Genomic DNA, 26,663 nt, shown 5'->3' with positions numbered 1-26,663 from the left:
TATAGCATGGAACAGGTCCATTGTTTGCTTAGTTGTTTTTCTCACATATTAGAAAAAATGAATAAGGTAGATACGAGACCGTTGTTTTTTGGTGCGTGGGATGCTCCGTTTGAAATTACGGAACAAGGAATCATTACGTATTATTCCGACAAGATCCATCACGACCACGAGGTGAGTTGGTTTACACAACTGTTCAAAGTTGCAGTAACTCAATGGTATGACCAACGTATTGAACATCAGCAAAATTATCGAAGGTTGCACCAATATTTGCGCCGTCGACCAGACAATCGTTCTATCATTGTTCAGCTGGACATGTATTATATGCCTCATATGACGCTTTTCTATCATAAGCAGCAGTTGCCTCACTATGTAATCTTACAGCGACTCCCGTCAGGCGCATTGTATATGAATGATCCTGATTTTGAATGGGAGGGGGAAGTTGCAGAACAGCATGTGGCTGAAGCCTTTTTGAAGAATCAGTATGGCGGCGGTTTCTATATTGATCATGCACAGGTACAAGAGCCGGACCATTTGGATATTATCCATTACTTTAATACTCGATTCAAAAAAGATTACAACGAGCTGCCGAAGAGTGTGAAGCAGTTGTTTCATGACATCATAGAAGAACGAGAAGGAAAGTCAATACAATTACTGATGCCCGCAGTTAAGCAATTAGGGCTCATCGTTTTACGGAAGCACAGCTACGAATACGCATTTTCGTACTTTAACACTGCACTGCAACTAGATGAGGCGGTATATGAAGAAATGCTGGGTAGAGTAAAGAAGCTAGTAAAGGGATGGACTTCTTTACAATACTCAGCGATAAAAGTATCGGTTACAGGGAGTGCACAGATGATGGAGCTTCTTACTCAGAAGTTGGACATATTAGATGAATTGGAAATGAGCATCAAGAAGGAACTGCATGAGCTCTACGAGCAGTGGAGGATAACATGCGGCCAGGGGCAGTTACATGTCTAGTACTCAAAGTGATTTGTTAACTTCATCAAAGGATTGCTCAAAGCCCCCATTATCATCACGTTCACTTCGAATTGGCTATATAGATGGTCAACCGAAACGGGTTAATGAACGAGCTGTAGATGACCAGTGGGTAGCTTTTATGAAGGAACATGCTGAACTTGTAGCAATCAAGCCTTTTCAGATGATGAAGCTATTTGGAGGTTCTATTCCTCATTGGCATGAACAATATCCACATTCAACAGATACGTTAATAGAACGTCTGCGGTCGTGGGTCCAGCAAACAGGCGTGAACACGATTTATGTCAATGTGCCTGCCATCATCCCTTATTTGATGCACGCGCGCAATCAAGGTCATATACCGCTTCGATTTTTTATCATTGCTCACTCGGTAGGTTCAGAATATTGGCTTAAGCAGTGGGTTGCCATAGCTCCCTTGCTCCAGCCGGAAGATACGTTGTTATGTACGACGAACAGTGCATATCGTGCCCTTTTGAACATATCTCCAGTCTATGAGATGGCTTTGCAGGAGCCGTTATGTATTTCTATTTCTGCTTGCGATGAGCCGAGAATGAAGAGAAGAGATGAAGGGAGAGCAAGGCAACTGCTCTGTATCGGTCGGGTAGAAGACGTCAAAAACATTCATCATGTTATAGAGCTTGCGCATCTTGTAAGAACAAGTGGACATGAAGTGCACTTGATGATTGCAGGTGAATACACGGGTGCCAATCAGGCACAACTTGAGCATTATCGAAGCCGCCTCCAAGAAATAGAGAACCAATTTGAGAGCTCATCTTATGTTACATGGACTGGAGCCGTATACGGATCGCAAAAGGAGAAGTTGTTGGCCGAGGCGGATATTCTTCTTAACTTATCGACTGATCCTGGTGAAACGTTTGGCTATAATTTGCTTGAAGCGAAAGCAGCAGGCATTCCTGTCGTTTGTACAAAATGGGATGGTTTCAAGGATATTGTAACCGAGCATGTGGATGGTATGTTTATTCCTGTGCATTGGGAAACCGACATCCCGCAACTGGATGTTTATACAGGAGCCTCCATCGTTTGTAATCTACTTTCAGATGAGCGATTGCTGGCGAATATGCGTAATGAGGCTAGAGAACAGGCAAAAAGATTTGACTACAAGCGTGTTATGCCTCGCATCATAGAACATCTTGCAGCGCAAGCGAGTATTCCTATGGTCACATTTGATCAGCCAAGAGAAAACTTGCTGCATCAACCAATTTCAGAGATTCACGATTATTCAACGCCATTCTTGCATCATTTGGACTGGGAACATCGCCATATCCTTTCATTACTGGCGGAATCTTCTGCATTCAACTATGAGCAGTGGATGCCGCTGTGCAAGCCGATTATTGGGCATTTTGCCGATGGAGGAATAACATGAATCGATACCAGTTGCTACAAGAGATTCGTATGTACTTAACCCCCAGAACTGGTAAAACAGTATTGGCATATGCAGTCTTAATCCTCTCATTAATTGCATCCATGCTGCAGCCGCTTCTGTTCGGTTTTATTATTGATCATATTTTAGTTCGGTTTGATGCGCCTTTGTTGTTTCAATACTTAGCATTAACTATTTTATGCGCAGTTGTTAGCGCTGGCGCTTCAATCGTTTGTTACACCATTTTCCGCAACTTAACGATTTCGCATACGCTGGATATTCGAGAGAAGCTCGTAGCTCATACCCGTTCCATTCCAATCCATGAAATAGACAAGCATGGTGCAGGCAAATATGCAGCATTAATTGGTTTTGATTCATATACGATGGCTAATTATGTGAACCATGTCATTGTCGAATATGTAACGCAGTGGTTTACGATTTGCTTTGCAATTGTCATGATTTTTGCATTAGATTGGAAACTTGGTTTGTTAGCGCTGGTTACCATTCCAATGGTACTAATTATTCCCAAACTGTTTGAGAAGTCATTATCTAGATATGCTCACTTTATACGAACCCATAACGAAGACATTGGGACACATTTGTATGAATGCGTTGAAGGCTCCAAAGAAATACGCGCATTTGGACTTGAGAAATGGGAGCATAGAAGAAATGCAGCCATGTACAAAGGATTAGTGCATGCGAGCACCAAAGAAACGTTGTTCCAAATGTTCTCTACTCAGACGACTTTAATTGTTATTAGTTTAATTGTAGTTGTTTTGTATGGCATAGGAGGCTTTTTGGTTAATGATGGTGTGTTGAGGGTTGGTATGCTCGTCGCGGCTGCCGCTTATTTGAATAATGTTTTGCATCCTTTGCGAGCGATTAACCAAACCATTACACAGGTCAAACAAGCAGAAATAGCACTGGAACGTGTACAAGAATTTTTCAATGTGCCTGTTGAGCATGCACAGTCGGTTACCGAATCAAATGGTATCATCCGTCAGGAGGATGGAAGTGGACCAGCCATTGAATTGGAAAATCTCTCAATCGTACTCGATGATAAATTGATTATCGATCATATGAATTTGACCATTCAGAGAGGCCAGACGGTCGCAGTCATTGGAAGAAGTGGATCAGGGAAATCTACTTTATTTTACTCGCTAGTCGGTTTCCATGAGCCTACCGGGGGTTCCATTACATTGTTGGATCAGCCTCATGAATTGCTCACGCGTCGACAAATTCAAGAACAGGTAGCTATTGTATTTCAAGAGCCATTTCTATTTCCAGGTACGATCTATGAAAATATAGCACTGGGCAACGAGAAAGTAACTGAGGAGGAAGTGATGGAGGCCGTACGAGCAGTCCGCTTGGATGATAAAATTGCTTCACTTGCAGACGGACTTCACACTCATATTTACCATAAAGGCTTTCAATTGTCTGGGGGGCAAAGGCAGCGTATCGGAATTGCTAGGGCGCTAGTCAAAAATGCAGATATTTTAATTTTGGATGAGCCTACTTCAGCACTTGATGTGGAAACCGAGCGTCATGTCATGGAGAAGCTGCGTGCAAGTGCGTCCAATAAAACCGTATTATTCTCTACCCATCGTTTGCAAACGGTAGCTGAAGCTGATGTTATCGTTGTCATGGATGCGGGGCGTGTTGTAGAGCAGGGGAGTCATGAAGAGCTCATGCAGCGTGGTGAACTTTACTATGAATTACTTACGACGTATCGTCAGGAAGACTTGTCCGAGCCTCGAGTATTGGAGCGTGTGTGATGAATACGACAACGTTGAAGTCATGGTTACAATCACATCGCTGGAATGAGGACGCTGGAATTTACGAAACAGGCAGCGGTGATGTAACTAACTATGTCAGTTATCAACACATGATTGGTATAGCGGGGCAGTGGGCTGCTGACTGGAAGGAAGAGTTGGATGCAGAAGACTCTCCTTTCATTGCGTTAGTGTGGATGGATCAATCGATTCGTTCCATTACATCTTTATTCGCCGTTATATTATCTGGTGGCATTCCCGTTCCGCTTCATGAGTATACCGTTCCTGATGAACTTATCCGTATTGTAGATTGGATTGAGCCAGATCTTATCATCTTGCCTGATTCGAAGCTGCAGCTTATGAGCGGTGTGCTTCAACTCGTGGGTGAATGCAAGAGCTATCGCGTTATCGAGATAGCTGGGAAGGGTCACTGGTGTTTTCATGGTGAGAAAACGGTACCTCTTGAGCGAGTAGACGGTTCTTCACGGTTGAATCAAGCAGCTATTATTTTCTTGTCGTCAGGATCAACAGGTTTGCCTAAAGGAATTATGTTAAGTGATGCTAATATTATGGCAAACTTGCTGCAAATTCAAAAAGTTGTACAGTTGGAAGCTACAGATCGTGTTCTACTATTCAAATCATTAGGTTATAGCTCAACATTCACAGGGGAATTATTACTCGCGATGCTTGCTGGAGCATCTATCTATTTATGCTCGATTCGGCATCCACTTGAGCTGATCCGGTTTGTGGACAAGCTGCAAATTTCATATGTTTGTACGGTACCTGCTTTAGTTACTGCTTTGGATAAAAATCGCTCGTGGTCATTCTCATCGATGAGCAGTTTGATGAAACTGTTAATTATCGGGGGGAAGGCGGCACAAAACACGGTAAAGTCTCTTCTCGAAAGATTACCAAGTACACAGGTTATGCTTGGTTACGGTTTAACAGAAGCAGCGCCAAGAGTAAGTAGTTTTATTTTAAATGATGTTCCTGACAAAGCGGGAGCAGCAGGTTTGCCGCTAGATGGAATTTCGGTGCGAATTCGAGATGAGATAGGTGAAGTACAGCCTGGAACAACGGGTGAAATTTATGTTCAGGGTCCAAATGTCATGCTTGGCTATTATAAGGATGAGGCGCGAAGTAAAGCAGTGCTGACCGAATACGGATTGAGGACAAATGACATTGGTCACGTGGACGTTGATGGGTATTTGTACGTGACAGGGCGTGCAGACAATGCGATGAATGTAGGCGGTCATACCCTTTATCCGGAGTCGATCGAGCTAGTGATGTCCATACATCCGATGATTACCGAAGCAGCTGTACTGTCTATTGAAGATGTGCGCACGGGAGAAAGAATTATAGCTTTGGTCGTGTGCCATCAGGAGGACATCAGTGAGCAGGAATTGTTTTCGTATTGTCAACACAAGCTTCAGCCGGCTCAACGGCCTAAAGAAATTATAATCGTCTCAAATATTCCAAAGACGAGAAGCGGAAAGATTAATCGTACAGCGCTTAAACCATTGTATTTGGAGGTACGTACATCATGACAAATACGTCCATTGATACTATTTATAATAAAGTCGTTCACGTAATTGGGAAGATTGTAAAAAAGAGCCCTGAAAACATTGTTGATGATCATCAGTTAATTGAAGATTTGGGACTAGACTCCTTGCTATTTCTTGATTTGTTGGCTGAATTGGAAGCAGAGTTTGGCTTTGAACTTTCGATTGATGATTTTGATCCTGAGTATTTTCATTCCGTTCGCTCAACGGTAGCTTTTATGAAGGATAAAGTATCGGCATGAGCAATCCAAATCCCGTTACTATCGTAGAGCAATTAAAGCATGAGCTCACACATCAAGTTCCCTACTACTTCCCGTGGAAAGGTGAACAGTTTACGTTTCGTGATCTTCCATTCTCAAATAAGCACTTCATAAATGAGCATAGGAATCAGCTTGAGCGAGTGCCTCAAGGCAAAATATATGAATCCTATACATCTGGGACGACGGGCATTCCTTATCGCTGCATTCGCTCTGCTGAAGAACAATGCAAGCTATCAGCTGCGATATTTCGCAATAGACGGCGTTGGGGAATGCCGCTCCGTCACCGCATGCTGCTGTTGAGTAATCGCATGAGCGATGAAGCGAAAATGATGCAGCATTATGTACAACAGATGAGCATGCAGCAGCCTCATTTTGTTCAAGGGCGCTTTTCTTCTCTGTTTCAGTTGGCTCAGTACATGACAGAGCAGCAAATCCAACCTCCGTCCAGCCTGTTATTTATCCAGAACTGGGGAGAGTCGGTTATTCCGTCACAACGAGCTTTTGTAGAAGCAGCCTTCGGTGTCCGTTTGGCTGACTATTACGGATTAGAAGAAATGTGGCTAATTGCATTTGAAGCACCTGATGGACGATTTTTAGTAGATGAACAGGTTGCTTTCGTAGAAGTTATTGATCCTGATACGTTTGAGCCAGTTAATGATGGGGAGTATGGAGAAATTGTTGTAACTTCACTTGTGATGCGTACCATTCCATATGTTCGATATCGAACAGGTGATATCGGGAAAATATGGAGAGATGAACTTTCGGGGGCGCTATGCATTCAACTAATGCCGATGAGAATGTCACAAATCGTTCTTCCTGATAAACGAGTAAATGCAGCATTTTTTCGATACTTTGATAAGTTTTTTTATGATTTGTTTAAACAGCAGAGCATTCGTCAATTTCAAATTGTACAAACGGCTTATACTTCTTTTACCCTCCGAGTTGCAGCAGATGAACATGTACAGCTTGATCATCTGGAAAAAAGTCTACACACACTGCTGAGCAACTATTTGCATCTCGAAGTGAATGTATCGCTCGAGCGTGTATCTCGTATTCCTTCGAATCCCGAAAGTGGCAAGGTTCCTTTTTTCGTTACGCAAGTACAAACCGAGCATGCGAAGAGAGGAGTGATAGTATGAGTAAAATAATGCCGTACGGTGAAGCAAATCCGGCGCATCTTGTAAAGCTTGGAGCTTTAGAGTGTGCAATGTCGTCTATTTCGACCGCATTGAAAATGATAGGCAGAGATCCGGGTCGGCTATTAATGCATTATTGGAATCTGACATACTATCGTGACGTCCTTTACGCGGGACGAAATGTGATGAGGAGTCGAATTGAAACATTTGGCGATTGCAGTTTGCAGTTTCAAATATGTAGAACAAGCATGCTAGAGATGAAGCAGCAATTAATTAATGGCTGTTTATTTCTGTACCAATGCAGAGCTTCGCATCTGCCGTTTTTTCCACGCAATATGCTGAATTTTGAGGCGAGCGGATTTGATCATTATGTATTAGTTTTTGGATATGATGAGAATTTAGATTCTTTTCATGTAGCAGATCCTATTTGTGAATATATTGGGTTAGTGACTCGAAAACAGTTGGAAGCAGCAGCAATGGTTGAGCAGCAATATTATTGCTACTCGATACAGCCATTTGGAGAAGTGACAAATCAAACATCTTATCCCCAAGATGCTGATTCTGTACTCGTAGATAAGTACTTTACGATGCATTATGATGTGCAAGCGTTCGATCAATTTATAAAGCATTTGCATGTCGGGAGAGAATGGAACGGTACTCAACGGAGACTATGGACGGAACGAAACATTTTGTCCATCGCTTCACTGATTAAAATGAGAACGATCGTATGGGAGTATATGACTCAGCTTCGCAGTATAGCAAAAGGATCAGGGGAAGCGTTACAGCTTCAGCATAAGCAGATTATTAAACTATGGAACGGTATTAGCTTCCTCCTATTAAAGTATAAGATGAATGATGATTCAGCGATAATAAATAGAATTGAAGAACTTGTTCACGCGGTGACAAGAGAAGAAGCGGCATTTATGCAAAACATTATATCTCAAGAGGTGTCTTCATGAATGTATCTGTCTGTACGATATCGTTTAGGCACATGCTCCTGTCATTTGCAGATATTGCTCAATTTGTTCATGAGCAACGGTTTCAGGCGATTGAATTGTGGGGGGTTCATGCAAAGTCACTTTCTCAGGGTGGAGCGGCTGTAATTGAACATTGTCGTTCTCTACTAAAGCTTTATCATATTGAGATTTCTATGATTAGTGACTACATAGATGTCTCACCTCATGCCGATATGAAATTGTCGATATTGAAGTGTGATGAACTTATAGCATTAGCACATCAATTCGGTACGAATAAAATCCGAACTTTTGCTGGTAAAACACCCAGCCAATCCGTGAATAAACAGGAACGTGAGATGATTGTGAGCCATCTTCGAGTTATCGGGGAGCGCTGTGAAGCTGCAGGAATTATGCTTCTAATAGAGACACATCCGAATACAATTGCCGATAATACAGCGTCAACATTGCTGTTAATGAAGGAAGTCAGTCACGATGCGGTAAAAGTTAATTTGGATTTTCTCCATTTGTGGGAAGCGGGAGACGATCCGTTGGCAGGCTACGAACAATTGCATAAGTGGGTCGAGAATTTCCACTTGAAAAACATCGCATCCCTTGAAAATTGTACGGTTTTTGATTCGAATAATGTGTATGCACCGAGCGGCAGTCGTTCTGGAATTGTTACACTTTCTGATGGTCAAGTTGATTACATTTCTATTATACGAGCAATTGATAAGTCCGGTAAAAATGCCTCGCTGGAATGGTTCGGTGATGATCCACTTCGTTACTTGGCACAAGACAGACAATGGATGCAGCATATAGTCTAAAAGCTATTTAAAGGTAAGGTTCCCTAAAATCTCGAACTATTAATTTGGTTCAATTATGACGCATTGGAGATGAAAATGATGAATGATAGAATTATTCAAGCGCTCAATACAGCAAGTGCTCAATATGGGACGCCCTTCTATTTATTCGATGAAGCTCAACTGAAGTTGGATTATGAACAGCTGCGCAATCATCTACCATCATCTGTGTCTTTGTACTATTCTATGAAAGCGAATCCGAATCCAATTCTTATTCAGCACTTGCTAAAATGGGGTGCACAGTTGGAGATTGCTTCGATTGGTGAGTTTCAACGTGCCATTGAACTAGGAGCGGATGTGGCGAGTATCGTATTTACAGGTCCGGGTAAGACGGCAAAGGATATTGAAATTTGCTTGTGTAAAGGTATCGGAATTATTAACGTAGAGCATTTGCAAGAGCTGGCAGTCGTGGAGCAAGTTGCTGCTCAACTCGGCCTTGTCGCATCGATAACACTGCGACTGAATTTAAGTCTTGATTCAACAGGTTCTCGCATGGCAGCAGGCGGTGGGGCAAGCCCATTTGGCATTGATGAAGAATGTATCGAACAAGCCGTGTCTTTTATTAATGAGTGCAACCATCTTAAGCTTGTTGGTATTCATACACATCAAGGTACCCAAAATTTTAGTATCGAGTATTATGAACAAGCTACAGAGCGGATGCTCTATTGGTATCGACAGCTGCAGCAAGTTTATCAGTTTCAGCTTACTACGCTTGGTCTTGGCGGTGGTTATGGAGTTCCAGCATTTATTGAAGATGAACCATTTTCAATCGAAATGTATGAACAGATGCTGCAGCAGAAGTTGAATGAGCATGCAGATCTTGAAATTTCTAACGTATTTATTGAATCCGGACGTTATATCGTATCTCGCATGGGGTATTTCGTGACAAGCGCATTATATACGAAGCAATCCAAGGACAAAAATTATTTAATCATTGACGGTGGGACGAATCAACGTGCTGGTCTAGGAAGGACATTTAAGAAACCACTTCCACTAATCAAAATATCGGTTGATGGAGACGTTGAGATATCTGGCGAACATCTAAAGTCCACCTCGTATACCGTAGTAGGTCCACTTTGCACACCTATGGATGTCATGCAAAGCGGTGTTGATTTTGAAAAGGTCAATCTAGGAGATTTGATTGTATTCTCCCATTCTGGTGCGTATGGTCTTACGTATGCGAATGTCCACTTTTTATCCCATCGTTTGCCCCCGGAATTGCTGCTCACACATGATGGCACACTTCGTGACATTAGTTTGATCAGTCCGCTTAGGGAGGAGTCGATATTACGATGAACCAATATATCCATGAACTGCTGGATGATGCGGCATCTCGTTATCCGGACAAAGTGGCAGTCATTACAGATTCCTCTTCATGGAGTTATGCTGACTTGATGAAAAGGAGCAGCCAATTGTACAGATGGTTGAAAACGAAAGACGTGCAAGCTGGAGACCGCATTCTGTGTGCAATGCCAAACAGCAGCTTTGTACTTGCGGCATTATTTGCTGCTTCTCGACTTGGTGCCATATTTGTACCTATACATGAAGAATTGAAGAGCAAAAACTTATCTTATATTGTCAGTGATTGTGAACCGATAATCGTTTTTGCGTCATCATCTATAGTTGGTTTGTTGGACGCTGGGCTTTCGACGGTTGTGGTACTGGACGCGGCTGATGAGGCATCGTTATGGGAGCTGTTTAGTTTAGAGAACGAGCAGCCTAAGCTCGCTGATGCAGATCAGGGGATGTTCTCACGACAAGAAGTGGAGTTAACTTCGGATTATCCTGTGTTATTCATTTATACATCTGGAAGTACAGGCAATCCAAAAGCGGTTATATCTACTCATAAACAGGTTTTGTTTGCCGCCTCCTCCATTCAGCAATGTTTGCAAGTACAGCATGATGATATCATCGGAAACTTTTTGCCACTCTCTTTTGATTACGGTTTGTATCAGATGTTTCTAGTCTGTTATGAAGGAGCTACGCTGGCCTTAGGTCATAAGAAGGATATTGGCCCAATGTGGCTGAAAAAGCTCTACGCTTGGGGAGTTACAGGTCTTCCGTTGATGCCAGCAATGGCGGACGGACTGCTGAAGTTGTCGCAAAGGCCACGTTCTCAACTGCCAGCTTTGCGCTTTGTAACCAATACGGGTGCTGCTTTCCCATCTTCCTATGTGGATTCATTAAGCCATTTATACCCGCAGTGCCGTATATTCTTGATGTATGGGTTGACGGAGTGTAAGCGGGTTGCTATTTTACCAGCTGAAGAGGCGCGTGTGAAGGTTGGTTCGGTTGGCAAGCCTATTCCTGGTACTACTTGTAAAGTGATAAATAAGGAGGGCTGCGAGGCTGAACCATTTGAAACAGGTGAGCTTGTCGTTAGCGGCCCTCATGTGATGTCAGGATATTGGAAACTTCCTGAGCTTACAGCTAAAAGATTCGGTATCGCAAAAGATACGGGTGAACGGTACTTGTACACAGGCGACTTTTTCTATACAGATGAAGAGGGTTATCTTTATTATCAGGGCAGATCTGATGATGTATTCAAACAGCAAGGGTATCGTGTGAGTGCAATTGAAATTGAAGAGACAGCGTTGAGTCATCCAAGCGTTCGGCTGGCTGTTCTATTGAAGCCAGATGAGCACCATGAATGTGTGCTTGCTGTTACAGGACAGGTAGGAGAGCGAGAACTGCTGCTGTTTATGGCAGAACACCTGGAGTACTATAAGCTGCCTGAACGGATAGTCGTACTTGATGCTCTACCTACTACTTTGAATGGGAAGATTGATAAGCAGGTACTTAAAATATCAATAGAATCATTTCATAATCAGACTACTTAATATATGTATAGGTATGAAGGTCTAGGATGAAATTGTAAAAAGGTGCGTTTTATAGTAGATATGGACTCTCAGATGGCTTATAGACTAGTTCTATAGTCGTTCGATGGGGGTCTTTTTTTGTTAAGGTGCACCATTTTATTTGGATAGTAGATAATTTTATCCCTCTGCTGTCGAATTATCATCCTTACAAGTATTAACATCGCGGTTTATAATGAAAGCGTATTAAAAAACCTTAACAAACTTTAAGGGAGGTCATGAGATGAAAAAAGGTCTAGTACTATTAACGACACTTTTATTCATCGCTACAACTGCTTTAACGGGTTGCGGCGGAGGAGCTAAAGAAGGTTCTTCAAATGGAACAACAACGCCTGAGACAGAAAAGAAGGCAGAAACAAGCAGTGAACCATTTGAATTGAAGCTTCGCCATACGCAAGTAGGTGAGTCGAAGAAAAACCGCTTTAACATTTTGCAAGACGTAGTTAAGACAACAGAAGGTGAAATTGCTGGTTTGTCCGTTAAGTTGGACGGTGTTGAATCAGAAGTTAACCGTAAAGAAAAACTACGCGCAGAAATGACAAACGGAGATCCACCTGATATTTTCGACGCTTTCGGTAGCCCAGACGTTAAGCTTTATGCTGAAAACGGACTAGTTGCTGATATCGCTCCAATTCTTGATGAGTTGGGTATCAAGGATCAATTCCTATCTCATACACAATGGGAGAAGGACGGTAAAATCTACGGCTTGCCAGTAGGTGCTTCTATCGAAGGTTACTTCTATAACAAAGAATACTTCGAGAAGAACAAAATCGAAATTCCTAAAACAATGGCTGAATTGGATGCTATTGCTGAGAAAGTGAAAAAGGATGGCAAAATTCCATTCGCTATTGCTTCCAAAGATGCTTGGGTTCCTTTGATGACAACAAACAACCTGTGGACATACTACGCAGGTGCTGAAGTTACTAAAGGCTTCGCTAAAGGCGAAACAAAATGGAACGATCCGAAAATGATCGAAGCGTTCGCTAAGCATGATGAGTGGTTGAAAAAAGGCTACTTCAAACAAGGTGAACTTGGTCTTGAGTACGCTACACAACGTAACCAGATCATCAACGAAGAAGCAATTATGATGTATGACGGATCATGGGCTACTTCTGTATTTGCTGACAAAGCTCAGTCTGGTAAAATGTTTGAAAAAGTTGGTTTCTTCATGATGCCTCCTCTTAATGCAGGCGATGGATACAGCATCATGTTCGATTCTAACAACGGTTATGCCTTCTCTCAAAAAGCGATCGATGATCCAAAGAAACGTGAAGCTATCAAAGCATTCATCAAAAACTTGTACAATGAAGAAATGCAGCTTCGTGGCTTGAAAGAAGATGGAGTTATTCCTTCTATGAAAGTCGAACAAGCGAAGTTGAACGAAACAGCTAAAGGCAATGAATTGCTTGAAGCGATTCTAGCTCAAATGGGCGAAGTTAAATACACATGGCCTGCGTTTGACGCTCTTGTACAAGCAGACGTGAACACAGCACTTAGCCAACAGATTCAAAAAATGATCAGCGGTCAAGCAACACCTCAACAAGTGGGCGACGAAGTACAAAAAGTTCAAGATGAGGCAAACGCTGCTCAATAATTATTCATACAAAAAGTAGAATAAATCTACTACAAGAGCACCGCCCTACTTAGCAGGGGGTGGTGCTCTCTACATTATAGTCTGTTATTTCGGGGTACATCTCTCGATATTTGGAACGGACGGAGGGAAATCATGAATCAAGCACTTAGAAATCCAATCACGTATTTCTTATTTTTGCTTCCAGCACTCGTACTGTTTATTGCCTTCTTTATTTATCCTGTAATCGTAGCTATTTATTATAGTTTTACGAACTGGAACGGATTTGCGAACTACAAGTTTATCGGATTCGATAACTATATTAGAGTGATGAGCAAGGCTGACTTCTGGGCGTCGGTCAAAAATAACGGATTCTTTATTTTGTTCTCTTGTTTCATCCAAGTTCCGTTAATTATTTTCTTCTCACTGCTCATCTCCAATGTCAAGCGTTTGAGAGGTCTATATAAGACGGCAGTATTTATGCCATCTGTTATGTCTACAGCGGTAATCGGTATCTTGTGGGGATTCATCTATGACCCGGATGTCGGTTTGTTGAACAAGATTTTGGGAGTGTTCGGCATTGATCCGATCATGTGGTTGTCCGATGAAAAATGGGCAATGATCGCGATTCTTATTACAAACGCTTGGCAATGGACAGGCTTCTATATCGTTATGGTGTTGGCGGCAATCCTCTCTATTCCTAAAGAATTAGATGAAGCTGCTATGATCGATGGAGCAACAGGTATTCAACGAGCTCTCAAAATTACAGTTCCATTGATTATGCCGATCGTGTCGGTAGTTATCATGCTTTCCATTGCTGGTGCAATGAAAGCAGCGGATATTATTATCGTAATGACGAAAGGTGGACCTGCTGGTTCCACTGATGTTATGACAACGTATATGATGAAACACTCGATTGCAAGCTTTAAATACGGTTATGGTTACAGTATTTCAGTCCTTATTTTCATCTTCACGCTCCTCATTACGCTTGCATATCAGTTCTTGATTGCACGTAGAGCAGAAAGGATTGAATACTAATGGTCAAACAACTAAAGAAAAGTGTAAACCATATTTTCCTACTAGGGTACTTGCTCATTATTTTATTCCCATTCTTATTCGTCCTATTCTCATCTGTTAAAACAGACAACGGTGCGATTTCTAGCAATCCGTTTGGGATTCCAACGGAATTCGCTTGGGACAATTATGTGAAAGCATGGGTAAATGCGAATATTGGCGGATACTTCTGGAACAGTTTATGGATTTCAACTGTAGCTACAATAGTTACATTGATTATTGGCTCGCTTGCATCATTTGCAATTACTCGTATGCGTTATAACAAGCTGAGTTTCTTTACTTTCCAATTTATCTTACTAGGATTGCTAATTCCAGGTAACGCTTTGCTGTTGCCGATATATGGTATTCTCAAACAACTTGATTGGTTGAATACACCAATGGCGTTGCTTCTCCCTTACACAGCGTCTGCAATTCCATTTACGGTTATTATATTGGCTGCGTTTATGCGATCTATACCTTCAGAGATTGAAGAAGCAGCTGTTATCGACGGATTGAAAGCACCTGGTATTTTTACTAGAGTTGTGATGCCGTTGAGTGTTCCAGCATTAGTAACCGTATTTATCGTAAACTTTATGAGTAACTGGAATGAATTCTTGCTTGCGAACTACTTCCTGAGTGATGATACATGGCGTACATTGCCGGTAGGTATGGTAGGCTTCCGTGATGCTTACAATACGAACTATGCTCAAATGAGTGCTGGTATCGTATACAGTGTCGTTCCTGTAATGGTCATCTATGCATTCTTGCAAGAGAAGATTATTGAAGGTCTAACAGCTGGCGGAGTAAAAGGATAAAAAAAGTTGAAAATAATCGAATAATACAAGTGAATTGTTCTCTATGGCGTGGTAAACTGGAAAAGGTTCGCCACATAATAGAGACTAAAGGGGTAGTGAGAAGAATGAACTTACGTTATAAATTGTTTAGCGGCTTTGTTCTTCTGATCATTATCCCTTTATTTTTATTGGGGACGATAACGTTTACAATTACGTTTCAAATGATAGAGAAGAAGTATAGTGAGCAGACTGAATTTTCTATGCAGGCGATGGGGCATAGCATCCAGTCCGTATTTAAGGAAGTTGAAAAAATTATTGATAACGGTATAGCCAATAACATATTTCAACTGGCGCTAATATCTCCGAATGCGAAAGATCAAGACTTGGTTCGCGCAGAAGAGGATATAAAGGAAAACGGAGAGGCCAACGATCATCAGCCTATAAAGGTGACAGGCTTAAAAGGAATTGACTATTTAGAGATGAATGACCGACAGCAGGTATTTCGGCGGCTGTTGTTCAATCATCCTTCTATTAGTTATGCCTTTTTGTATAATCTAAAAGGCTATACATATTATCCAGGATCAGGTTATACTGACATTATCCCAATATTCGCCAAAGAAAACTTTAAAACGATGCCTTTCGAAGAGTTTGTCAAACACCCTATTTATGATGAGGTTATGAATAGTAAGGGGGCGCCTGTTTGGCTTGGACCAAATGAAATACCTGAGCTTACGGGATCTGAGCAAGTGTTTACACAAATTAAAGTAGTTAAGGATTTGTACACGCTCAAAAACTTAGGTGTCCTCATCGTTCAAGTAAATGATTGGGATATAGAGACCTTCTTCAATAACTTTTATCATGTGGAACAAATGCGGAATTCTAGATTTTTCATCGTTAACGAGAATGGGTTGATATTGTTCGATAATGAAAAGAAATTGAACGGTAATAAACTTCCTAATTATTTAGATAAGCCGATGGAGATGAAGGAAGGCTATCATAGTTACAAAGACAAGTTTAATGATCAGGATAGTGTACTTTCATTTTATGAGATTCCAGAATACGGTTGGCATCTAGTATCTGTCCGCTCTTGGAATTCCTTATCCAATGAGATGACGGAATATATTAAATGGGTATCGATCATTATGCTTATTTGTGTGTTGGGAGCCCTTCTATTTCTATTTTTGTTCATGAATCGGGTTACGAAGCATATCGTTCGTACGGTGAGATTCATGCGAAGAGTAGAGGATGGAGATTTGCAAGCGCGTGTAGATGAGGAAGGACAAGATGAACTTCGCTTGTTATCACGTGGCTTCAATCGCCTAATTGACAGGGTAACTGATTTGCTAGACCAGGTGAAGCAAGAGCAGCAGCAGAAAAATAAAGCTGAAATGCGCGTACTTCAAGCTCAAATCAAGCCGCATTTTCTATTCAATACATTGGAATCGATCAATGTGCTGGCAATCCAGAATGAAGGCCGAAAAGTTAGCCATATGGTACATAGGTTGGGAAATATATTGCGCATTAGCATTCAGGACAAAGAAGAAATTACAATTCGTCAGGAACTAGAGTATTTGATGAGCTATTTGGAAATACAAAAGTTTCGCTTTGAGGATGTATTTAATTTTGAGTTCGATGTGCCTGAGGAGTTAATGCACTGTATGATTCAAAAATTAACGCTGCAGCCACTTGTTGAGAACTGCATTCAACATGGATTTGATGGCATTTCTTATACAGGTTTGATTCGCATATCGGCATGTTCGATGGATGGAAGAATAATATTGAAAGTAGAAGACAATGGGGTAGGAATTCCCGCAAAACAATTAATGCGATTCCAGTATATGCAGAACGATGATTCGAAATCGCTAATTCCACAAGAAGAAAAAGCGTTAAATATGGAGCGTCGTGGATTAGGCGTACGAAGTGTGGCTGATCGCATTCGCATCCAATATGGTAGTCAATATGGGTTGTTTATTTGTTCGGCTCCTAATGAAGGAACGATCATACAATGTACTATACCGAGATATGAGCAGGGTGAGAACAAATGATTGTGAAGGCTATTTTAATTGACGATGAAGTTCCAATCCTAAACAACTTGAAAATTGTGCTCCCGTGGGAAGATATGCAAATTCAAATTGTAGGTACTGCTCGTAATGGAGTAGAAGGGCTGAACCTTGTCCGAGAGCATGAGCCTGATTTGATTCTATGTGACATACGTATGCCAGTAATGGACGGGATGGAATTCCTGAAGGAAGTGAGGCAGTTGGGCGGAGAAATAGAAGTGCTCATGCTGACCGGATATCAGGAGTTTGAATATGCTCGTATAGCACTTCAGCACAGTGTAAGAGATTATATTTTAAAACCTATTAACTACGAAGAATTGGAAAATACAGTACGTAAAGTCGCAGATATTATACGTAATCGCAAGATAGAGAAGAAAATGGCTGAGCGTCGTTGGGGCAAAGTCATTAGTCTTGCTTATGAGAAGATGATGTTTGATGTGATTATGGGCTTCTCTGCTGGTCATCCTAGTTATTTTACTGTAGATGATAAAGATCAGGCTGATCAGCTTGTATATACACTGTTGCTTGTAGACTTGGATCAATACGCACAGCAGACGGTTTCTTGGAGTGATAATGAGCGCAGGCTTTGGAATTTTGCTGTACGCAATGTCCTGCAAGACGCGCTACAAGGTGATGAATGGCTTAAGTATGCTGTACTTCAAACACGTGAAGGCGAATGGTGTATTCTGGTCCAATTCTATAAAGATCGCTTCGAAATTGAAGAACATGATGTGGCGAATTGGGCATCAATGATTCAAGATGCAGTACGCAATCACATCAAGTTTACAGTCAGTCTTGCGTGGGATTCTGGGCCTGTACCGATGACGGGCTTGTCGAGTACGTTCAAGCGTCTCCAGCGTGTCCTGCTTTTACATCCTGATATTGAAGTACTTGTATCCGTTGATGAGAGCTCCATCGCTCGACAAGTAGCTTCTGTATCACAGTGGCAGCCAGTAGAGGAAATGGTATCAGGAATGAAGCAGAACGATAAAAAGAAGATTGAACAAGGCCTTGCGGCACTTCAATCTAGTCTTCTGCAAATGTCAGAGCATTCTATTGTGCGTGCTGAGAAGTTCCTACACTACGTTATCATTCATCTGTTGAGGGAAATGCGTGAACTAGAGCTGCTTAGTAAGCAAGAAGAAGAGCAGGCATGGGAAAGACTTCAGCACTGTGTAAGTGTTAAAGATTTAATGGTCGTCATTTCTCAGCTTGTTGTACAAACGAAGGAACATGCGATGAATAAAAAGTCTAGCGAGCTGATGATGATAGCTGCTAAAGACTATATTCAACGCAATTTAAGTTCAGATATTGGTATTGATGAGATTGCTGATTATTTGGGCATAAGCTGCAGTTATTTTAGTTTATTGTTCAAAAATTATTATAGCGAGACCTTTGTTGAGTATGTAACCAAACAGCGTATGGAATTAGCAAAATCCATGTTGCTCATGACCGATAAGAACATCACCCAGATTGGCAGCTTGGTCGGATATTCAGAACGTCGATATTTCTCCAGAGTGTTTCAGAAATATACAGGGTTGACGCCTTCAGAATATCGTGAGAAAGAAGCTAAGAGTTCAAGTGTATAAACTATAAAAATATTATTTCATAAGGATGGGATTCATTATGAATATTAATGAACTAACGCTGGAGCAGAAAATCGGTCAGATGGTTATGTGTGGTTTTAATGGTTATGTCGTTGATGAGAACATCACGACGCTAATTGAAAAGTATCATGTCGGTGGCATTATTTATTTCCGTCGGAATCTTGAGAACAAAGAGCAAACTTGCAAGCTATCGCTTGATCTTCAGTTGACATCTAAGAAGCAAACAGATATTCCGTTATTTGTTTGTATCGATCAAGAAGGTGGAATGGTTGCCCGTATAGACTGGGACGATGTTACATTGATCCCAGGAAATATGGCTGTAGGTGCAACACGCGATGCGCAGCTGGCATACGATGCAGCACGTATTTGCGGAGAAGAGCTATTGAAGATGGGGATTAATATGAATTTTGCCCCAAGTGTGGATATCAACAACAACGCAAACAATCCAGTTATTGGGGTTCGTTCGTATGGTGAACGCCCTGATTTGGTTACACAGCTTGGAAATGCTCAGATTCGCGGTCTTCAGGATGCGAATGTATCTGCTACAGCGAAGCATTTCCCAGGACATGGAGATACAGCAGTAGACACCCACTATGGCTTGGCATCTGTGGCGCATGATGAACAACGATTGACTAATTTAGAACTTGTTCCATTCGTTCAAGCTATCTCAGCAGGTGTTGATCTTATTATGACAGCACATGTGATGTTCCCTGCTTTTGAACCTGAACAACGTCCTGCTACTGTGTCACGCCGAGTACTAACGGACTTGTTGCGCAATAGACTGCAGTTCCAAGGTATCATTGTAACGGATTGTTTGGAAATGAAAGCAATCTCTGACGTGTATGGTGTTGCTGAGGGTGCAGTTATGTCTGTTGAGGCGGGTGCAGACATTGTACTCATTAGCCATAGATTTGCAGAACAGACAGCTGCCATTGAAGCGCTTGTTGCTGCTGCTCGTGCTGGCCGCATTTCGGAAGCCCAAATCGACGCGTCTGTAGAACGTATCCTTAAATTGAAGCAGAATCGTCAAATGGACGTATTATCTGAAATAACAGCTGATTTTGCTGCGCAATTTGCTACAGTAAATGCGAAGGCGGTTGTAGAGCAAATTTGTGAAAAAAGTATTACACTTGTTAAAGATGATGGTCTGTTGCCGCTTCAATCTGAATTGAAAACGTTGGTTATTTGGCCGGAAGTACGTGAGCGTACAGAAGTTGATGAGCCAATTGTACAGAAGTATACGACTGCCACAGCATTGGAGCCGTATATTGGAGATGTTACTGAATATCGAATTGGAACGTACCCAGATGCCGATGAAGTTGCTGCTACAGTCAAATTTGCTGCCGATTATGAGCAAATTGTTATCATGACTTATAATGCGGTATCCCAGCTTCATGAAGGGCAAGTCGAGATTGTAAAGCAACTAGTTGATAACCACGAGCGGGTTATTGTGGCATCGACTCGTAATCCATATGATTTGAATCAGTTTGACGCTGTGAAAACGTACTTGTGTTGCTACGAGAATCGTCCTGCTTCGATGACGGCATTAGCAGAAGTACTTGTTGGTCGTAAACAAGCCGAAGGTAAACTTCCTGTTACCATTAATGCTGATTATCCTTATGGATTTGGTTTAAACGATAGCAAACAACCGATAGCTTAGTCGAATTTTTCAGCCATAATGCTGAGGCCCGCATTAAGTATAAGATGCGGGCCTTTTATTGTGTGATTATTTTGCATAGGTGTTAAATAGTGCTAGGTTAATAGGGACGATTCAGGTATAATAAAAGGCATTGTTCTGTCAAGAAAGGTAGAATGTGTCTTTGGACAAATGAGCATATTTATAGAAACTTTTCTATTCATCGTAACGTCTATTACTATGTCTCCTTGAACAAGAGGATCGGTCCAACGACGTTACGAGTGCAGACGAGGAATACTTTAGGAGTTAGGAGCGAAGGAATGAGTCATTTTAGATGGAAACGCACGGTTGCTATGGCATTAGTAGCGCTGCAATGTGCTGCTGTGTTGCCGGTAGCTAGTGCATTAGAGCAGAGAGAAATGAATGATGTTACACAAGTTCAAACTTTTGGTCCGCAATCTGTAGATGGTTCCCAGCCACCAATTGATGGACAAGATTTGAATGGTACGGAGCAATTGAATAACGATGGAACGACTGAAGGCGGGGCAACGAATGGAGAAACTGTAGATCCTAATGTCGATGGTTCTACATCTATAGAAACAGGTCAACCTTCTGAAGGAGCAAACGGTGATCCTAATGCAACGGATGGTTCATCGATTGAAAATCCGAACACAACGGAACCAAAGTCTGTCGAACATAATATAGATACGACGATTTATGGATCAGATGTGCTCGTTATTTTGGCGAACAGCAATGTCATTGTGCATAATAATGTGACCTATTATTCCAAAGAGCCTATTACCGTTAAAAAAGGTGTATCTTACATTTCAGTTCGTGGTTTGGTAGAGCGTTTTGGCTTTCAGCTAGACTTCGATAATACAACAAAAGAAACGATTATAAGGCAGGGAGATCGCGAGCTGCGCTATAAAGCTAACTCTAATGTTTATCGAATCAATGGCGAATCAACTAAAATGAGCGGTGCTTCCTACTTGCAGAACAATACGTTTATGGTCCCATTAACGTCTGCTCTTCAAGCTATGCAGATCAAGTATGAGTGGGAGCAACAAACTAAGCGTATTATTGTGCAAATGTCTTCAGCACCTGTAGCTAAGTTCAAAGTAACTCCTGAACATGTTTTTGCAGGCCAAACAGAAGTAGTGGTAGAGAATCAATCCTTCCACCCGCGTGGATTGCAAATTATTGATTATGAGTGGACGGGTCTAGAGAGTTTCTATTCTGAGGCAGGTCAATACGTGATTTCACTTCGTGTGCTGGATGAAAAAGGAGTATGGAGTGAGCCGTACAGTGTTACAATTAACGTACAGCCGCCTAATATGCCGCCAGTTGTAGACTTTTCGACGAATAAGAGTCAGTATAAGATGGGTGAACTGATCGAATATTCGAATGAAAGTTATGACGATGAAGATGCCATTGAAAAGGTAGAATGGACGAACAATAAGCAAGCGTTCTTTACTCCTGGAGAGCATCAAGTAACGTTGAGAGTGACAGACAAGCATGGTTTGTCGGCAGAAATTACGAAGTCTATTACAGTTACGAATGAAACATTATATACATTTGAAGAGTTCAATAAAGTATACACGCAAGTCGGTCATGTTTATCCAATAGATGGATCGACTGTTCTTGGAATGAAGGAACTATTGCCGCAATTGCGTCATGGCCAGCGTACACTGTACCGTTCCAATAGCCCGGAATCCATCGTTCAAGACGGTATCCTTTATCAAGACCATATTGCAGGTGGAACTCGTATTCTACTACATCATAAAAATGCGAAGTCTACAGACATCAAACTGTATGTTGTAGTTAAGAATGTTTCCGATGAAGATGCAGTCGTTCGAGTAGAGCGTGCTGGTACAGCGGGACCAAGTCTACATCCACAGCAGACAGGTAAAGCAGCAGCGCAGCGCTACTTCCAGTCGTTCCGTGAGCATGGTATTATCTCGGAGCAAACGTTGAAGCCTAAACAGTCTGCACTATTAATGACTGAGATGAGCAACAAAGCGATTAAGCCGCAGCAAGTATTCACGATGTATGCTGATTTCTTAGGAGATAGCAACTTGCAATATCAGATCATTGCGCTAGATGCAAGCAAGGATATTTGGAAAGAATTGCCTAAATTGCAGGTACTTCCGTCAGATGGTACGCACATTCGTGGATCGTTCAACAATGCAGACCGTACACTGACAGTTTCCGATCTAGTGGGAGAGCAATCTTCGCGTATTGTAATTGGAGACAACAAATCGGATAAAAAGATTGGTGGTTGGGATACAACTTCCAATAAAGATGTGGACAATGCAGGTAATTATGGTGTGTTGTATCGTATCGTGTTGGAGCGAGTTGCGCCAAATACACTAATTGGTGTTAACGCCCGCGGTGGCCAGTACTCGGGTTCCATCCTAGTTAACGGTCAGGAAATTGGGTTACCAATTAACGGGATTTTGAAAAGCAAAGATGAAGCAACACCGATTTACCGTACCGGGGATCGTGAAGAGAAGGTTGAGATTTGGTTTACACCGGCTGCTGCAAGTTATATGCCACTGAATATATTTATGACTCAGCTTCCGCCGAAGCGTACGTAAGCATGTGTTCTAACAACTGACGATGCAAAGTACAATCAATTATAAATAGCAAATTTAATTTTTGGCATTATAAATGTTTTATTGCTATCAATTCTATTTAGGAAGTCGCTGCAAATTGCAGCGGCTTTCTTCTTGTTTGACAAGGTGTCAACCTTAACGCATTATAAAGATAGGGGGGACGAAGATGCTTAAGACTGAGCAAATGCTGCAAGAGATGTCGAGCCAAGGTTTGCGAATTACAGAGCAGCGTCGCACATTAGCTAGGCTCTTTGCTGAGACGGAAGGTTATTTGACACCGAAAGATGTATATGACTATATGGGCCAGCAATATTCGGGCCTTAGTTTTGATACGGTATACCGTAATTTGCGTGTGATGCATGAATTAGGCGTACTTGAACAGGTTATATTTGAGGATGGAATGAAATTCAGAGCACACTGCTCGGCAAGCCACCATCATCATCATGTGATTTGCTTGCAATGTGAGAAGACGTATCCTATTCATTATTGTCCGATGCCAGCATTAACGGATGTACCTGAACGCTTTCAAGTTGTAAAGCACAAGTTTGAGGTGTTTGGATATTGTGAGACTTGTCAATACAAGGAAGAGCAGGTGTAATAGGAGATGAAACGAGCAGCGACATGGACTGTGGTTACGCTAAAGGCACCGATCCATTTCTATCGTCGATTTCTTTCACCATTGAAGCCGCCTAGCTGCCGATTCTATCCGACTTGTTCGCAATATGCGTTGGAAGCAATCGATGTTCATGGTGCTGCGAAGGGCTCATGGTTGGCAATGAAACGAATAGCCTGTTGTCACCCTTTTCATCGTGGTGGTTATGATCCTGTGCCGCCTAAGCATGAAGATAAGAAAGCCCGACAATCAGAAGGAAATGTTGAATCTGGGCCTTTCAATGATTCAGGTCGTTCTAACCAGTCGGGAGCCAATTCGAGCTGATGAAGTTTAGAAATGGATGTATGAGAATTGACAGATGGACGCTGTTCAAGCTATATTGAGTAATAATGTGTTCATTTGCAAATGTATATGAATATCTGATGCCGATGATGAGATGAGTACATAGTTGTGCTATTGCAGAGAGCCGGGAATTGGTGTGAGCCGGTATAGCTACACGATGGAAGATGGTCTCGGAGGTTCTGGAGGCGAGCGGATTTTCAACTCTTTTATTTTCATTAAGAGCTTGAACATAGTGAGCTTTCAGTGAGTCATTCCCGTTATCGAATGCTGTGCTGCCTGAATGCAGCGACAATGAAGCTGGCTAATCTTGCAAACGGAAGTTTGTATCAGATGGTGTCAGAAATTTGGGTGGTACCACGTGAGGTTAACTCTCGTCCCAAGCGGATGAGGGTTTTTTTGCGTCCGCGTTCGGTACATGGTTTACTGTGTGTTCCAACTTATATAGATATAGATGTGATTTACAAGGAGGAAGTAAAATGTCTAAACCTAGCAATACGTTCTACATCACTACACCTATTTATTATCCAAGTGATAAGCTGCACATTGGTCATGCTTATACAACGGTAGCAGGGGATGCAATGGCGCGCTACAAGCGTCTTCGCGGCTTTGATGTGCGCTACTTGACAGGCACTGATGAGCATGGTCAGAAAATTGAGCGCAAAGCAGCTGAAGCTGGAAAAACACCTCAACAATTTGTAGATGACATCGTATCAGGCATTAAGGATCTGTGGAAAAAGCTCGATATTTCCTATGATGACTTTATTCGTACTACAGAAGATCGCCATAAAGCAGTTGTTCAGCAAATTTTTGATCAATTGGTTGCACAAGATGATATTTATAAGGGTACATACGAAGGTTGGTATTGTACTCCGTGTGAATCGTTCTTTACTGAGCGTCAGCTGACAGATGGCAATTGCCCAGATTGCGGCCGTTCCGTGGAACTGGTGAAAGAGGAAAGCTATTTCTTCCGTATGAGCAAATATGCGGATCAGTTGTTGGAGTACTATGAAAAGCACGCTGATTTTATCCAGCCGGAATCCCGCAAAAATGAAATGATAAACAACTTCATCAAGCCAGGTCTTGAGGATCTTGCTGTATCTCGCACCTCGTTTGAGTGGGGTGTTAAAGTAAAAGGTGATCCGAAGCACGTTGTTTACGTATGGATCGACGCGTTATCCAACTATATTTCAGCTTTGGGATATGGTTCGGAAAATACAGAGTTGTATGACCGCTATTGGCCAGCAGATGTGCACTTAGTTGGTAAAGAGATTATTCGTTTCCATACGATTTATTGGCCAATCATGTTAATGGCGTTGAAGCTTCCATTGCCTAAGAAAGTATTCGGTCATGGCTGGTTGCTTATGAAGGACGGCAAAATGTCCAAGTCTAAAGGTAATGTCGTTGATCCAGTCGTATTGATCGATCGCTATGGTCTGGATGCACTTCGTTATTACTTGCTGCGTGAAGTTCCATTTGGTTCAGATGGCAGCTTTACACCAGAAAGTTTCGTAGAGCGCGTAAACTTTGACTTGGCTAACGATCTTGGTAACTTGCTAAATCGTACAGTTGCTATGATTAATAAATATTTCGATGGCGTTATTCCATCCTACGAAGGCAAAGTGACTGCTTACGATGAGAGCTTGGAATTGTTCGCTGTTCAAACCGTTGATCGCTTTGAAGAATCAATGGAGAAGATGGAATTCTCCGTTGCGTTAACAGCATTGTGGCAGTTTGTAAGTCGTTCAAACAAGTATATTGATGAAACACAGCCTTGGACGCTTGCTAAGGATGAGGCAAATCGTGCTGAGTTGGCTTCTGTAATGAATCACTTGGCAGAGAGCCTGCGAATCATTTCAACAATGCTTCAGCCGTTCCTAACGCAAACTCCAGCAAGCATCTGGTCTCAATTAGGCATTAATCAAGAACATGCGACATGGGAGCAATTGCGCACATTCGGAGTCATTCCTGCTGGCACGAAAGTAGTGAAAGGTGACCCGATCTTCCCTCGTTTGGAAGTAGAAGTAGAAGTGGCAGCAATTGCTGAAAGTATGAGCGGCGGTGCTCAACAGGCGTCTGCTGCGAAGTCGGAAACTGCGGCACAAGCAGCAGATGCTCAAAACGCAAGCAAAGCTGTTGAAGCGGTGGAATTGAAAGAAGAAATCAGCATTGATGACTTCGCGAAGGTAGAACTTCGTGTGGCACAAGTGAAGCATGCGGAATCAGTGCCTAAGGCGGATAAGCTTCTTCGCTTGGAGCTCGATCTTGGATTTGAGGAGCGCCAAGTTGTATCTGGTATTGCTCAATACTACCGTCCTGAAGAGTTAATCGGACGTAAAGTTATTGTTGTGACTAACTTGAAGCCAGTGAAGCTGCGTGGTGTGCTATCTCAAGGAATGGTGCTGGCTGCATCTCATGAAGGCCAGCTAACGCTTGCAACAGTTCCAGATTCAATGCCAAATGGTGCAGTTGTAAAATAAGTTACATTGAAACAAGCTATGTATACAGAACCTCTGTCTTCTCTTCCGAATCGAAGAAAGACAGAGGTTCTTCCATTTTACTTTAACGGGAATACTA

Annotated in this window: 20 protein-coding genes; all 20 read left to right on the top strand. The window is 42.0% G+C overall.

Annotation, left to right across the window (positions count from 1 at the left end; translation table 11 throughout):
* The first annotated feature begins 6 nt into the window (after nucleotides 1-6).
* The 20 genes from NQ117_RS05840 to metG all read left to right on the top strand — a co-directional run bounded on the left by NQ117_RS05840 (nucleotide 7) and on the right by metG (nucleotide 26,566).
* Entirely contained in the window at nucleotides 7-978 is a 972-nt protein-coding gene (locus tag NQ117_RS05840) for a DUF6005 family protein (protein WP_258277039.1), read from the top strand.
* Complete coding sequence (locus NQ117_RS05835; RefSeq protein ID WP_258277038.1) at nucleotides 971-2,380, top strand: glycosyltransferase family 4 protein; 1,410 nt, start codon at nucleotides 971-973, stop codon at nucleotides 2,378-2,380. Before NQ117_RS05840 ends, NQ117_RS05835 begins: the two co-directional genes overlap by 8 nt.
* Nucleotides 2,377-4,152 carry an ABC transporter ATP-binding protein gene (locus NQ117_RS05830; RefSeq protein ID WP_258277037.1) on the top strand — a complete coding sequence of 592 codons (1,776 nt, stop codon included), beginning with the start codon at nucleotides 2,377-2,379 and terminating at the stop codon, nucleotides 4,150-4,152. Before NQ117_RS05835 ends, NQ117_RS05830 begins: the two co-directional genes overlap by 4 nt.
* Nucleotides 4,152-5,696 (top strand): class I adenylate-forming enzyme family protein, encoded by a 1,545-nt coding sequence (locus NQ117_RS05825; RefSeq protein ID WP_258277036.1) that lies wholly within the window; start codon nucleotides 4,152-4,154, stop codon nucleotides 5,694-5,696. The genes NQ117_RS05830 and NQ117_RS05825 overlap by 1 nt, the downstream gene beginning before the upstream one ends.
* Nucleotides 5,693-5,953 carry a phosphopantetheine-binding protein gene (locus NQ117_RS05820; protein ID WP_258277035.1) on the top strand — a complete coding sequence of 87 codons (261 nt, stop codon included), beginning with the start codon at nucleotides 5,693-5,695 and terminating at the stop codon, nucleotides 5,951-5,953. The genes NQ117_RS05825 and NQ117_RS05820 overlap by 4 nt, the downstream gene beginning before the upstream one ends.
* Nucleotides 5,950-7,110 carry a phenylacetate--CoA ligase family protein gene (locus NQ117_RS05815; RefSeq protein WP_258277034.1) on the top strand — a complete coding sequence of 387 codons (1,161 nt, stop codon included), beginning with the start codon at nucleotides 5,950-5,952 and terminating at the stop codon, nucleotides 7,108-7,110. The genes NQ117_RS05820 and NQ117_RS05815 overlap by 4 nt, the downstream gene beginning before the upstream one ends.
* On the top strand, nucleotides 7,107-8,066 hold the full coding sequence (locus NQ117_RS05810) for a BtrH N-terminal domain-containing protein (protein WP_258277033.1): 960 nt from the start codon (nucleotides 7,107-7,109) through the stop codon (nucleotides 8,064-8,066). Before NQ117_RS05815 ends, NQ117_RS05810 begins: the two co-directional genes overlap by 4 nt.
* Nucleotides 8,063-8,887 (top strand): sugar phosphate isomerase/epimerase family protein, encoded by an 825-nt coding sequence (locus tag NQ117_RS05805; RefSeq protein WP_258277032.1) that lies wholly within the window; start codon nucleotides 8,063-8,065, stop codon nucleotides 8,885-8,887. Before NQ117_RS05810 ends, NQ117_RS05805 begins: the two co-directional genes overlap by 4 nt.
* A 75-nt stretch (nucleotides 8,888-8,962) precedes the next feature.
* On the top strand, nucleotides 8,963-10,219 hold the full coding sequence (locus NQ117_RS05800) for a type III PLP-dependent enzyme domain-containing protein (RefSeq protein ID WP_258277031.1): 1,257 nt from the start codon (nucleotides 8,963-8,965) through the stop codon (nucleotides 10,217-10,219).
* On the top strand, nucleotides 10,216-11,763 hold the full coding sequence (locus tag NQ117_RS05795; RefSeq protein WP_258277030.1) for a class I adenylate-forming enzyme family protein: 1,548 nt from the start codon (nucleotides 10,216-10,218) through the stop codon (nucleotides 11,761-11,763). Before NQ117_RS05800 ends, NQ117_RS05795 begins: the two co-directional genes overlap by 4 nt.
* A 259-nt stretch (nucleotides 11,764-12,022) precedes the next feature.
* Nucleotides 12,023-13,393 (top strand): extracellular solute-binding protein, encoded by a 1,371-nt coding sequence (locus NQ117_RS05790; RefSeq protein WP_258277029.1) that lies wholly within the window; start codon nucleotides 12,023-12,025, stop codon nucleotides 13,391-13,393.
* A 132-nt stretch (nucleotides 13,394-13,525) separates the two neighbouring features.
* Nucleotides 13,526-14,407, top strand: coding sequence for a carbohydrate ABC transporter permease (locus tag NQ117_RS05785; RefSeq protein ID WP_258277028.1), 882 nt, complete (start codon nucleotides 13,526-13,528; stop codon nucleotides 14,405-14,407).
* A complete protein-coding gene (locus NQ117_RS05780; RefSeq protein WP_258277027.1) occupies nucleotides 14,407-15,237 on the top strand; it encodes a carbohydrate ABC transporter permease in 831 nt (276 codons plus the stop codon). The genes NQ117_RS05785 and NQ117_RS05780 overlap by 1 nt, the downstream gene beginning before the upstream one ends.
* Nucleotides 15,238-15,341: 104 nt before the next feature.
* Nucleotides 15,342-17,261 carry a cache domain-containing sensor histidine kinase gene (locus tag NQ117_RS05775; protein WP_258277026.1) on the top strand — a complete coding sequence of 640 codons (1,920 nt, stop codon included), beginning with the start codon at nucleotides 15,342-15,344 and terminating at the stop codon, nucleotides 17,259-17,261.
* Nucleotides 17,258-18,865, top strand: a complete 1,608-nt coding sequence (locus NQ117_RS05770) for a response regulator (RefSeq protein ID WP_258277025.1) — start codon at nucleotides 17,258-17,260, stop codon at nucleotides 18,863-18,865. Before NQ117_RS05775 ends, NQ117_RS05770 begins: the two co-directional genes overlap by 4 nt.
* Before the next feature lie 37 nt (nucleotides 18,866-18,902).
* A complete protein-coding gene (gene nagZ / locus NQ117_RS05765) occupies nucleotides 18,903-20,543 on the top strand; it encodes a beta-N-acetylhexosaminidase (RefSeq protein ID WP_258277024.1) in 1,641 nt (546 codons plus the stop codon).
* A 296-nt stretch (nucleotides 20,544-20,839) separates the two neighbouring features.
* Nucleotides 20,840-23,116: a copper amine oxidase N-terminal domain-containing protein gene (locus tag NQ117_RS05760; RefSeq protein ID WP_258277023.1), complete on the top strand. Its 2,277-nt coding sequence runs from the start codon at nucleotides 20,840-20,842 to the stop codon at nucleotides 23,114-23,116.
* Between the two features lie 184 nt (nucleotides 23,117-23,300).
* On the top strand, nucleotides 23,301-23,732 hold the full coding sequence (locus NQ117_RS05755; protein ID WP_258277022.1) for a Fur family transcriptional regulator: 432 nt from the start codon (nucleotides 23,301-23,303) through the stop codon (nucleotides 23,730-23,732).
* A 6-nt stretch (nucleotides 23,733-23,738) separates the two neighbouring features.
* Nucleotides 23,739-24,071: a membrane protein insertion efficiency factor YidD gene (gene yidD, locus NQ117_RS05750; protein ID WP_258277021.1), complete on the top strand. Its 333-nt coding sequence runs from the start codon at nucleotides 23,739-23,741 to the stop codon at nucleotides 24,069-24,071.
* 494 nt (nucleotides 24,072-24,565) lie between these two features.
* Complete coding sequence (gene metG / locus NQ117_RS05745) at nucleotides 24,566-26,566, top strand: methionine--tRNA ligase (protein ID WP_258277020.1); 2,001 nt, start codon at nucleotides 24,566-24,568, stop codon at nucleotides 26,564-26,566.
* Nucleotides 26,567-26,663 lie beyond the last annotated feature (97 nt).

Source organism: Paenibacillus sp. SC116 (genome assembly GCF_024733555.1).
GTDB lineage: Bacteria > Bacillota > Bacilli > Paenibacillales > Paenibacillaceae > Paenibacillus_B.
Note: the sequence above shows the minus strand (reverse complement) of the source record. Positions and strands in the feature narration are given on the sequence as shown.